General features: G+C 61.0%; 10 protein-coding genes and 1 tRNA gene. 2 read left to right on the forward strand and 9 right to left on the reverse strand.

Annotation, left to right across the window (positions count from 1 at the left end):
* Nucleotides 1–97 precede the first annotated feature (97 nt).
* The 8 genes from NKI79_RS26395 to NKI79_RS26430 all read right to left on the reverse strand — a co-directional run bounded on the left by NKI79_RS26395 (nucleotide 98) and on the right by NKI79_RS26430 (nucleotide 6,583).
* Nucleotides 98–628: an O-acetyl-ADP-ribose deacetylase gene (locus NKI79_RS26395; RefSeq protein WP_352805705.1), complete on the reverse strand. Its 531-nt coding sequence runs from the start codon at nucleotides 626–628 to the stop codon at nucleotides 98–100.
* 1 nt (nucleotide 629) lies between these two features.
* Nucleotides 630–2,237: a carboxyl transferase domain-containing protein gene (locus tag NKI79_RS26400; protein WP_352805707.1), complete on the reverse strand. Its 1,608-nt coding sequence runs from the start codon at nucleotides 2,235–2,237 to the stop codon at nucleotides 630–632.
* 4 nt (nucleotides 2,238–2,241) lie between these two features.
* A complete protein-coding gene (locus tag NKI79_RS26405; protein WP_352480311.1) occupies nucleotides 2,242–2,625 on the reverse strand; it encodes a type II toxin-antitoxin system VapC family toxin in 384 nt (127 codons plus the stop codon).
* Entirely contained in the window at nucleotides 2,622–3,014 is a 393-nt protein-coding gene (locus tag NKI79_RS26410) for an AbrB/MazE/SpoVT family DNA-binding domain-containing protein (RefSeq protein ID WP_352805710.1), read from the reverse strand. The genes NKI79_RS26405 and NKI79_RS26410 overlap by 4 nt, the downstream gene beginning before the upstream one ends.
* 82 nt (nucleotides 3,015–3,096) lie before the next feature.
* Nucleotides 3,097–4,260, reverse strand: coding sequence for an isovaleryl-CoA dehydrogenase (locus NKI79_RS26415; protein WP_352480313.1), 1,164 nt, complete (start codon nucleotides 4,258–4,260; stop codon nucleotides 3,097–3,099).
* A gap of 48 nt (nucleotides 4,261–4,308) precedes the next feature.
* Nucleotides 4,309–4,971: a TetR/AcrR family transcriptional regulator gene (locus NKI79_RS26420; protein ID WP_352480314.1), complete on the reverse strand. Its 663-nt coding sequence runs from the start codon at nucleotides 4,969–4,971 to the stop codon at nucleotides 4,309–4,311.
* Between the two features lie 130 nt (nucleotides 4,972–5,101).
* A complete protein-coding gene (locus NKI79_RS26425) occupies nucleotides 5,102–5,380 on the reverse strand; it encodes an acylphosphatase (RefSeq protein WP_352647285.1) in 279 nt (92 codons plus the stop codon).
* Nucleotides 5,381–5,470: 90 nt separating this feature from the next.
* Nucleotides 5,471–6,583, reverse strand: coding sequence for a pyridoxal phosphate-dependent aminotransferase (locus tag NKI79_RS26430; protein ID WP_352805715.1), 1,113 nt, complete (start codon nucleotides 6,581–6,583; stop codon nucleotides 5,471–5,473).
* A gap of 120 nt (nucleotides 6,584–6,703) precedes the next feature.
* Here NKI79_RS26430 and NKI79_RS26435 point away from each other — a divergent pair, with 120 nt between their 5' ends.
* The gene (locus NKI79_RS26435; protein WP_352805716.1) at nucleotides 6,704–8,383 is read left to right on the forward strand and encodes a tetratricopeptide repeat-containing sulfotransferase family protein; all 1,680 of its coding nucleotides are present in this window, start codon (nucleotides 6,704–6,706) and stop codon (nucleotides 8,381–8,383) included.
* A gap of 416 nt (nucleotides 8,384–8,799) precedes the next feature.
* Here NKI79_RS26435 and NKI79_RS26440 read toward each other — a convergent pair whose 3' ends face one another.
* Complete coding sequence (locus tag NKI79_RS26440) at nucleotides 8,800–10,023, reverse strand: porin (RefSeq protein WP_352805718.1); 1,224 nt, start codon at nucleotides 10,021–10,023, stop codon at nucleotides 8,800–8,802.
* 449 nt (nucleotides 10,024–10,472) lie between these two features.
* On the opposite strand from NKI79_RS26440, the gene NKI79_RS26445 reads away from it, so the two are divergent.
* Nucleotides 10,473–10,563 (forward strand) — tRNA-Ser (locus NKI79_RS26445).
* The last annotated feature ends 168 nt before the right edge of the window (nucleotides 10,564–10,731 follow it).

Consider the following 10,731-nt stretch of genomic DNA (forward strand, 5'->3'; position numbering starts at 1 on the left):
AGCCCCATTGACGTTGAAAAACAGCAATAGCCGCAATTTTTCTGTATGGCCAGTCGGATGACTGAAAATGGGTCTGCAGATTTCTCATGGCTGTGGATCACGCTTTGCCGAGTGCGGCAACGACCCGTTGATACAATTCGGCCGTCGGCTCGTCGAAGCAGCAGAAAATGACGGTTTCCGGAACGATGTTCTGGCCGATGAAGGCGCTCACGGTCCCGACAGCAATTTGCGTCGCCTGATCCTTCGGGTAGCGGTAGGCCCCGGTCGAGATCGCTGGAAACGCCACCGTCCGGCAGTCCTTTGCGGCGGCGATTTCGAGCGACCGGCGATAGCAGGAGGCGAGCAGTTCGGCTTCTCCTTTGCTGCCACCTTGCCAGACCGGCCCGACCGTATGAATGACGTAGCGCGCGGGCAGTCTGTAGCCCTTGGTGATTTTTGCGTCTCCGACCTTGCAGCCATGCAAGGTCCGGCATTCTGCCACAAGCTCGGGGCCGGCCGCGCGGTGGATAGCGCCGTCGACGCCGCCGCCTCCGAGAAGAGAGGTGTTGGCGGCGTTGACGACGGCATCGACCGCCAGCTTCGTGATGTCGCCGGTTTGAATACGAATCCTCTGGCCGATTTCGCTCATCTCACATCCTGAACACGCCGAACCTTGTCTCTTCGATCTCGGCGTTGAGCGCGGCCGAAAGGCTGAGCGCCAGCACCTCGCGGGTCTTGGCCGGGTCGATGATGCCGTCGTCCCAGAGCCTTGCCGACGAATAGAGCGGGTGGCCTTCATGCTCGTATTTCATAAGGATCGGCTTCTTGAATTTCGCCTCCTCCTCGGCGCTCCATTTGCCACCCTTGCGCTCGATGCCTTCGCGCTTGACCACGGCCAGCACCGTTGCCGCCTGCTCGCCGCCCATCACCGAGATGCGGGCATTCGGCCACATCCACAGGAAGCGTGGCGAATAGGCGCGTCCGCACATACCGTAATTGCCGGCGCCGAAAGAGCCGCCGATGATCACGGTCATCTTCGGCACCTTGGCCGTTGCGACCGCCATGACCAGCTTGGCGCCGTCCTTGGCGATGCCGCCGGCCTCGTATTTCCGCCCGACCATGAAGCCGGTGATGTTCTGCAGGAAAATCAGCGGGATCTTGCGCTGGCAGCACAGCTCGATGAAATGCGCGCCCTTCAGCGCGCTTTCCGAAAACAGCACGCCATTGTTGGCGATGATGCCGACCGGCATGCCGCTGAGATGGGCAAAACCGGTGACCAGCGTGGTGCCATAATTCTGCTTGAACTCATCGAATTCGGAGCCGTCGACGGTGCGGGCGATTACCTCGCGTACGTCGTAGGGCTGGCGCAGATCCGTCGGCACGATGCCGTAGAGTTCATGTGGATCGTGAAGCGGCGGAATCGATTTCTGTAAGGCAAGGCTTACAGTCTTGTTCCGATTCAGGTTTTTGACGATACGCCGGCATATGGCCAGCGCATGCTCGTCGTCGAGCGCATAGTGGTCGGCAACGCCGGAAAGCCTTGTGTGCACGTCGGCGCCACCGAGGTCCTCGGCGGTGACGTCCTCGCCGGTGGCCGCCTTCACCAGCGGCGGGCCGCCGAGAAAGATGGTTCCCTGGTTGCGCACCATGATTGTCTCGTCCGACATCGCAGGCACATAGGCGCCGCCGGCAGTGCACGACCCCATGACGCAGGCGATCTGCGGAATGCCGGCGGCCGACATGTTGGCCTGGTTATAGAAGATGCGGCCGAAATGATCGCGGTCGGGAAACACCTCGTCCTGATTGGGCAGATTGGCGCCGCCGCTGTCGACCAGATAGACGCAAGGCAGATTGTTCTGCAGCGCGATTTCCTGTGCACGCAGATGCTTCTTCACTGTCAGCGGATAATAGGTGCCGCCCTTCACCGTGGCGTCGTTGACGACGACCATCACTTCGGTGCCTTCGACGCGCCCGATGCCGGCGATGAGGCCGGCCGACGGGATGTCCTCGCCATACATCGACCATGCCGCGAACTGGCCGATTTCGAGGAAGGGCGAGCCGGTATCAAGCAATTGGGCGAGACGTTGCCGTGGCAGGAGCTTGCCGCGGGAGACGTGGCGCTCTCGCGCCTCTTCCGAGCCACCGCGCTCGATGACGGCGGCTTTTTCCGCAATATTGGCGACCAGCGCCCGCATGCGCTCGGCATTGGCGCGGAAGGTGTCGGAGGCGGGCGAGATCTGCGAGGTGAGGGGGGCCATGGCGCTACCGGATCAGCTCGATCTTGCAGCCGACATCGAGGTCGCTCCAATCGCGATCAGCGGTGACGGCAATGGCGTTCTCGCGAATTGCCAGCGCGAGGCAGGCCCGATCGCCCAACGACAGGCCGCGATGCCGCGTCAGTTGGCGAAGCTGCCCGGCGGCGATGCCCATCGCTTCGTCGAAAACGGCGATCGGCATGCCGAGACTGGCGAGGTCGTCCGCGGCCTGTTCCATGCTGCGTCCCTTGTCGATCAGCTTGGCAATGATTTCGGCTGCATTGACCGAACTGCATTGTGCATCCGGCGCGAACCCCAAAGCACTATCGGTGCCTTGCTCGTTGAGCAGGATTGCGAGTGCCGCCGAACTGTCCATGACGTAGGGCTTCATTTCGCCCGCTTTCCTGTCGTCCCTTCGGCGTGAAGCCGGTCGAGACGCTTGTCGCTTCGACGCTGCTCTTCCCGCCGCTCCTTCAGAAATTCGTCGACGACGCTTTCACCGGGCTGTTTCAGCGCCGACAATTCGGCCTGGACGCGTCGCAGATTCTGCAGCCACGATCTTACCCGCAGCTCGCCGTTTTCGACATGCAGGATCATCTCCTCGCCAGGCTTCACGCCCATCTCCTCGCGCATCGCAGCAGGGATGACGAAGCGCCCGCCCTCGCCAAGCTTGACACGCTCGCGTTTCGCCGGAACCCTAAGCGGCGTTTTGCGAGCGCTGGCATCGAGCTGTGCTTGCTGATCTTCGTCAAATCCGGACTTTCCCGTTCTGCCCGCCATGGTTCGTCTCGCTAGGATTGTGGCACATAGTCCGAAATATGCCACATCGCATGGCTTCTGGCAAAAGTTCAAAAGGATGCCATTAGGCGCTCTCCGCCATGATTTCCCGCCCGATCAGCCAACGGCGGATTTCGCTGGTGCCGGCGCCGATCTCGTAGAGCTTGGCGTCGCGCAGCAGCCGGCCGGTCGGGTAGTCGTTGATGTAGCCATTGCCGCCCAAAAGCTGGATGGCCTCGAGCGCCATCAGCGTCGCCTTTTCGGCGGCGAAGAGAATACAGGCGGCAGCATCCTTGCGGGCCGTCTCACCGCGATCGCAGGCGGCGGCCACGGCATAGACGTAGGCGCGCGCCGCGTTCATCGTCGCATACATGTCGGCGAGCTTGCCTTGCACGAGCTGGAATTCGCCGATTGGCTGGCCGAACTGCTTGCGCTCGTGCACGTAAGGTATCGCTACATCGAGGCACGCAGCCATCAGCCCGATCGGCCCGCCGGCCAGCACGGCGCGTTCGTAGTCGAGGCCCGACATCAGCACCTCGACACCGCGCCCTTCCTCGTGCAGCACATTGTCGAACGGCACTTCGACATTCTCAAACACCAGCTCGCCGGTGTTCGAGCCGCGCATGCCGAGCTTGTCGAGCTTTTGCGCCACGGAAAAACCGGCAAAGGCTTTTTCGACGATGAAGGCGGTGATGCCGCGCGAATTGAGTTCCGGATCGGTCTTGGCGTAGACGACCAGCGTCTCGGCATCCGGTCCGTTGGTGATCCACATTTTGGTGCCGTTGAGCACATAGCGGTCGTTGCGCTTTTCGGCGCGCAGGCGCAGCGACACCACATCGGAACCGGCACCCGATTCCGACATCGCCAGTGCGCCGACCTTTTCGCCGCTGCAGAGCGAAGGCAGATATTTTTCCTTCTGCGCCTGCGTCGCCCAGCGATTGATCTGGTTGACGCAGAGGTTGGAATGGGCGCCGTAGGAGAGGCCGACCGAGGCCGAGGCGCGCGAAATCTCCTCCATCGCCACAACATGAGCGAGATAGCCCATGCCGCTGCCGCCGAAATCAGGATCGGCGGTGATGCCGAGCAGGCCGAGCCCGCCGAGCTCCACCCACAAATGCGCCGGGAATTCGTTCGTGCGGTCGATCTCGGCGGCGATTGGCGCGATTTTCTCCTGGGCGAAGCGCCGCACCAGGTCGCGCAGCGCCTCGATGTCTTCGTCAAACCCGAAGTTGAGCGTATGCGTGTACATGCCGTTCCTCCCGGCGCACGACCCCGAAAATCGGGATCATGCGCGAAATCAAAGTGCTAGAGCGTCCTTTGCGCGCTCGAATGGACGCACAGTGCCGTGGCTCGTCCTCGCGCCATCGCTCTTTGCTCCGACAAGCCGCATTGTCATTGCTAGATATGTAGCGGTGACTTCGGCGATCGACAGCCGTTCGCCCGGCCGGAACCAGACGATGACGCCGGTCATCATCTGGATCAACGCCATGGCGGTGAGCCCGGTGTCTTCGATGCTGAACAGGCCCGCTTCGACGCCGTCGCGCAGGATGGTGCGCAGTTCCTTCTCGTAGGCCGTGCGCATGCGCAGGATCTGCGTGAGTTTTTCGTGTGACAGGCTGCGCAGCTCCATGTTCGAAACATGGGTGGAATGGCGGCGTTCGATATGGAAAGCGATGTGGTTTTCGACATAGGCGGCGAGCCGCGCTGCCGGATCGGCGCCGACAGGGCGTGTTGCGCGCCACGCCTCGATCAAGCCTTCCATATGCTCATGCATCAGCGTGAACAGAAGATCCTGCTTGGTCGGGAAGTAGCGGTAAAGCGCCGCTGCCTGGACGCCAACCTCGGCCGCCAGCTGGCGCATCGACATCGCCTCGTAGCCGAGACGCGCAATCAGGCTGACCGCCGCCTCGCGGACCGCAGCTTCGGTCTTTTCTCCGTGGGAGCCGGTCGTACGCGCCATGACGCAAAGCAATAAAACAAACGTTCAATTAATTCAAGGGCGGAGGCATGTGCGGCAGTAGCTTCAGGTTTGCTCTATCTGCACCCGGGAATTTTGTGCGATGGAAGCGAATGAGCAGGATCGTGCTTTGCTAGGCAACAATCCTGAATCCCGCGGACGTGTTGCGTGCCTCGAGGTCCTCGACATCGACCTTCGAAACTGCTGCCCCTGGCGGCCCTTGCCAAAGCCGTTCGATCATTGTCGAGACCGCCGCACCGGTCCCGGCAATCAAGGCTGTCACCGAGCCGTCAACTTCGTTGCGCACCCACCCGGCGAGGCCAAGCGCCGACGCCTCGCGCCGCGCCCAGACCCGGTAGCTGACGCCTTGCACCTTGCCATATATGCGTACCTGTACAGTGCGGTCGGTCATCGCGCTCTCCATCCTCTGAGTCGAGTCTGGTGCATCGCCGTGCAAATTCAACCACGCTGCCGCCAGTCAGCCACATAGGGCGAAGGCTCTTCAGTTCCCCCGTGCTGCCGCCAGTGCGCCGGGCAGTTCCTCGGCAAAAATGTCGAGCTCATGGTCGAGGCCGACGCTGACCCGGATGCAGCGATCGAGCACCGGCACCATCGGCTTGCGGATGAACACGTCGCGCGCCAACAGCGCCTGCAGCACCTTCAGCGCGAAAGCACCGTCGCGGCCGCAGTCGATGGTGACGAAATTGGTCGCCGAAGCCAGCGGCTTCAGCCCGTTCGCCTCGGCTATTCCGGCGATGCGCCGGCGGCCGGAGGCGACCCGCGCCACCACGCTTTCCAGCCAGGCCTGATCGGCAAGCGCCTCGACGCCGGCGATCTGCGCCATGCGGCTGACGCCGTAGTGGTTGCGGATCTTTTCGAAGTCGCGAATCACTTGGGCCTCGGCCACTGCATAGCCGCAGCGCATGCCGGCCAGCCCATAGGCCTTGGAGAAGGTGCGCATGCGGATGACGTTCGGCCGCGCGGTATCGATCGGCGGCAGCGCCGAGGCCGGTGCCAATTCGCCATAGGCCTCGTCGAGCACCAGCATTGTGGTTTCCGGCAACGCCTCGATGAAGCGGCCGAGTTCGGCGGCTTCCCACCAGCTGCCCATCGGATTGTCCGGATTGGACAGGTAGACAAGCGGCGCCTTTTCCCTGGCGACCGTCGCCAGCAGGCCGTCGAGGTTTTCCCGATCGTTCTCGTAGGGCACTGCGACCAATCGGCCGCCGACGCCGGCAACATGAAAGTTGAAGGTCGGATAGGCGCCGAGCGAGGTCACCACCGCGTCGCCGGGCGCCACATACATGCGCGCAACCAGGCTGAGCAGCCCGTCTATGCCTTCGCCGATGACGATGTTTTCGGCGCCGACGCCGAGATGCCGGGCTACGGCTACCTTCAAATCGTGATTATCGGGGTCGCAATACATCCACATGGCGCCGGCAATCTTGGCCATGCGGGCAACGACGCGCGGCGAGGGACCAAAGCTGCTCTCATTGGCGCCGATGCGGGCGCGGAAGGCGCGGCCGCGGTCGCGCTCCTGCGCCTCCGGACCGACAAACGGCACCGTGGAGGGAAGCGCGGCGATGAGCGGCGTGAGGGGAGGGCGCTGGCGCATGGCAAAGGCTCGTTCGAAAAGGGCCTTCTTGCTAGCGCGGCGCAGTTGGCCGCGCAAGCTCCCGCCTTGGCTGCAACCAGCATGCTGGATTCCCCCCGCTCTTTTTGCTAGCGAGATATTATGAACAATCGACTCCCGCCTGCTTGGTCAAAGCACATCAAGCCGGGACCCGCGCCGAAAGCGAAGGTGCCGATAGCGAAGCCTTTAGCGAGCCCGCAGAAAGGAAACGCCCAATCGCGTGCGCAGGCCGACGACGCGCTGCTGAAACAGGCATATGCCTTTCAGCAGGCTAAGCGGCTCGACGAGGCTCAGGACCTGTGCCTTCGGGTTCTGGCGCGCACGCCGAACCATCCGCTCGCCTTGTACATCTTGGGGACCTTATATCTTGGTTATGATGATGAGAGGGCCTTGCGATGTTTCGCACGGGCGGTCGGCGAGGAGCCTAAAAACCCTTACTACCACCTCAGCCTGGGCGAGGCCTATGCCAAGGTCAGCGAGTATTCGCCCGCAATCAGGCATATGCAGTATGCGTTGGAACTGCAGCCCGGCCTTATCGAAGCACTTTGTGCATTGGGGCGCACTTACACGGCGTTTGACAAACCCGACATGGCTTTACCGCTTTACGAGAAGGCGCTGAAAATCAACCGCGATCATCCCAAGGTGCGAGCCGGGCTGGCCAGCGCGCTCAGCGGCCTGGGGCGTATGGATGAAGCCGCCGTCTATCTGAAAGAAGCGATCGATCGGCGTATTGGGGTGCCGGCTGCCTACAACGACCTTGTACAGACACGAAAGTTCACCGAGGAGCCCGAGGAGCTCCAATCCATCCTTCGTGAACTCGGTAATCCGAAGCTTGGTTCGGAAGGCGCGCAGCAACTCCATCACGCCGCCGGCAAGGTGCTAAACGACCTCAAGCGCTATGATGAAGCATTCGACCATTTCAACAGGGCGAAACAGGCCTCCGGCTACAAATTCGATATCGACTTTTATCGTCGGTGGATCGATTCGATGATTGAAATCTTCACGCCGGACTTTTTGGCTGCCAGGGCCGGCTATGGAAATCCTTCCGAAGTGCCCGTGTTTGTGGTTGGCATGCCCCGCTCGGGGACGACGCTCACCGAGCAGATTTGCGCCAGCCATCCCGACGTCCATGGTGCAGGGGAGCTTAGCAAACTGAGGCGGGTCGCGAATGCGATCGGCCTCAAGACATCATCGGCTGGAGATTTGAACCAGGCAGTGATGTCGATCACGGAAGTCCTGTCCAGAACGCTGGCCGAAGAGCATCTGTCCTATTTGCGGGAGCGGGCGCCTGCCGCGCTTCGCGTCGTGGATAAGACGCCACACAATTTCGAACTGATCGGCCTTATCGGCCTTCTCTTCCCCAACGCACGCATCATTCATTGCCGTCGTGACGCCATCGACAATTGCGTCTCCTGCTTTGTCCTCAACTTCAGCGAGGCACACAGCTATAATACCGACTTGCGAACACTAGGCCTGTACTATCGCGAATATGACCGCCTGATGCGGCATTGGAACGAGATTTTTCCGGGCCTTATCTTCGAAAACCGCTACGAAGCGCTGGTTGAGGACCAGGAAGCGCAGTCACGCCGCCTCATAGATTACCTCGGGCTGCCGTGGGATGACGCCTGCTTGCGCTTTTTCGAGAGGGATGGTTCGGTCAACACGCCCAGTCGCTGGCAGGTTCGTCAACCGATTTATAAATCGTCGGTCAAGCGCTGGAAGAATTATGAAAACGAAATTCAGCCGCTGATACAGTCGTTGGGGGATCTTGCAGAGATTTGACTTGAGGATGGCGGTCCGCAGTGCGTGGGCGCGCAAGCGCATAGGCTTAGCCGATCTTCAGCCTGCCGGACATCTCCCCCACGAGGGGGAGATTGGTGTCATTGCGGCTTTCGCCAGTCTCCGACGTTGATGAACAGGCGCTGTCAGCGGAGCTGCCGATCTCTCTCCTTGTGGGGGAGATGCCACCATTTTGGCAAAGAGGGGCAGGACAGAGGGGGGCGCGAAGGATCGCTGCTGCTTTCATTCTGCGCAGCCGATCGGCTTCCAACCTGTCAAAAATCACAGACCGAGATCCAGCACAGAACGACCATGGCCAGCATTGGCGGCGCCATGCATCACTCAGCTTGGCACCCCACCCCCATACGAAAAAACCCGGCGGTTGCCCGCCGGGTTCAATATTGGTCAGGTCGAACTTATTAGAACGAGCGCTGGAAGCGGAGGAGGCCGCCAATGCTGTCCTTCTTGTCCGCACTGGTCCAGTTGACGTTGGTGTAGCTGGCCGGATCGTTAAACCGCCCGTAGTGGTCCCAGTCAACTTCGGCGGTGATCGTCAGGCCCGGAACGATGTCGTAGGCGATGTTCGCCGCGACAGCATAGTTCTTGTCGTCATCAGCCGAAGCCTGCACGTTGAACGAGGTCTTCTCGTTGATCTTGTAGGTGCCGCCACCCCAAACCGCCCAGTTGCCGCCCCACTGCTTGTAGAAGCCGCGGCCGAAGGCGTCGATGGCGTTACCTGGGTCATTGAGATTGTCGTCGGTGCCGTAGCCGGCCATGATGAACAGCGAAAGCGCGTCGGTCGCGTTCACGTCGAGGCGAACCTTACCGGCAACTTCTTCGTAGTTGCTGTCGTAGGCGATGACGCCGGTGATCGCACCCCAGCCCTGCGTCCACTTCAGGCCGCCGACGACATGCGGAACGTAGCTGTCGATGGTCCCAACGCGGCCCGCGCCCTGCTCGAGCGAAGCCACGGCCGAGAAGCCGTTGCCGAAATCGAAGTAGTACTGGACGACATTAGTGTCGAAATCGCCGTAAGGAACCAGCGTATCCTGGATGACGTTGCCGGCGTAGCCGATAAACGTGTTGAAGGCCGATTCGTCCTTACCGACGCGCAGACCACCGAGCTGGATCCAGGCGAAGTTCAGCGAGACGCCCTTGTTTTCGGCGTCATTGTTGACAATGACCGTCTCACCTGGCAGCGGGGGCAGCGGACCCGGGCCGTCCGGATCGGGACCGGGGACGTATGTGCTGCTGACGTGTCGGTTCCGGTTGCCGAAGTTGAACCGGGTCTCGGTGTAGGTCTTCAAGGTGCCGAGCTCGGTTTCCTGGCCGGTCCAGGTCTTCAGGTTGAAGCGGGCGTTCTTGGAGTAGGTGTCCTGGATATCGCCATCTTCGTGATCGAAATTCTCAGCACCGTCGAACGAGCCGACGTCGCCGATGCCGATGTCGTAGCGGACATAGCCGCCGATGCGCAGGCAGGTTTCGGTGCCGGGGATGTAGAAGTAGCCAGCGCCGTAGACGTCGCAGATCTTGACGTATTCTGCGGGTTCCGGCTCGGCGACGACGACGGCGTCGGCGGCGCGAGCACCGGATACTGCGATCAGCGCCGCAGCGGAGCCGAGAAGCAGGCTCTTGATGTTCATTTTCTGACCTCCAGTCAAAAGTTAAAAAACGGGTCTGGGTATTCTTTGCTGAAGGACAGCGTTCCCTGCCCCATCCCCACTACCGAAAAAGATGCGCACCGCGCCGCTCCTTCAAACCCGACATTACCCATGAGGCGGCGTCGTTCAACCACGATCGTACCGGCAAAAGGTTTGTGGTGGCGCTATCGCCGAGCGTTGTTGCACAAATGACACGATTTGGCCTCACTCCGAAAGCTCCCATTAACTATCAGGCCCATGCAACCCCGCATTCCAGCCAATTCCGGCAATGGCCCGCCCAAACTGTGACCATGGACCGACTCAACAGCCAGGGAATTGCCGCAGAATCGCCTCAAGCCACAGGTGGCACTTCGGCGGAGGCCCGATTTTTCGACGATAGTGACACCAGCTTGTTGATTGTGGCGGCGCTTTTCTTTATCCACCGGCGCAACGGAGAGGTGGCCGAGTGGTCGAAGGCGCTCCCCTGCTAAGGGAGTAGAGGTCAAAAGCTTCTCGTGGGTTCGAATCCCATCCTCTCCGCCATCGCTCAACGGTACGACCCGGAGACATGGGTAACAGAATGTACCTAAGACATGGGTGACAACCTCGTGCCGAACGGGTTGTCGATGGTCTGCAAGGTTCTCTGTTCCAGGTCGATATATCCCAGATCATAGTGCATGAAGCTTACGAGCCAAATGCCGTCGTCGACCT

It is taken from the genome of Mesorhizobium sp. M0340, from assembly GCF_040321535.1.
Taxonomy (GTDB): domain Bacteria; phylum Pseudomonadota; class Alphaproteobacteria; order Rhizobiales; family Rhizobiaceae; genus Mesorhizobium.

What these genes read in the sequence shown, in the direction of transcription:
- NKI79_RS26395 (WP_352805705.1), bottom strand. Translation starts at nt 628, where the DNA reads ATGAGCGAAATCGGCCAGAGGATTCGTATTCAAACCGGCGACATCACG.
- NKI79_RS26400 (WP_352805707.1), bottom strand. Translation starts at nt 2,237, where the DNA reads ATGGCCCCCCTCACCTCGCAGATCTCGCCCGCCTCCGACACCTTCCGC.
- NKI79_RS26405 (WP_352480311.1), bottom strand. Translation starts at nt 2,625, where the DNA reads ATGAAGCCCTACGTCATGGACAGTTCGGCGGCACTCGCAATCCTGCTC.
- NKI79_RS26410 (WP_352805710.1), bottom strand. Translation starts at nt 3,014, where the DNA reads ATGGCGGGCAGAACGGGAAAGTCCGGATTTGACGAAGATCAGCAAGCA.
- NKI79_RS26415 (WP_352480313.1), bottom strand. Translation starts at nt 4,260, where the DNA reads ATGTACACGCATACGCTCAACTTCGGGTTTGACGAAGACATCGAGGCG.
- NKI79_RS26420 (WP_352480314.1), bottom strand. Translation starts at nt 4,971, where the DNA reads ATGGCGCGTACGACCGGCTCCCACGGAGAAAAGACCGAAGCTGCGGTC.
- NKI79_RS26425 (WP_352647285.1), bottom strand. Translation starts at nt 5,380, where the DNA reads ATGACCGACCGCACTGTACAGGTACGCATATATGGCAAGGTGCAAGGC.
- NKI79_RS26430 (WP_352805715.1), bottom strand. Translation starts at nt 6,583, where the DNA reads ATGCGCCAGCGCCCTCCCCTCACGCCGCTCATCGCCGCGCTTCCCTCC.
- NKI79_RS26435 (WP_352805716.1), top strand. Translation starts at nt 6,704, where the DNA reads ATGAACAATCGACTCCCGCCTGCTTGGTCAAAGCACATCAAGCCGGGA.
- NKI79_RS26440 (WP_352805718.1), bottom strand. Translation starts at nt 10,023, where the DNA reads ATGAACATCAAGAGCCTGCTTCTCGGCTCCGCTGCGGCGCTGATCGCA.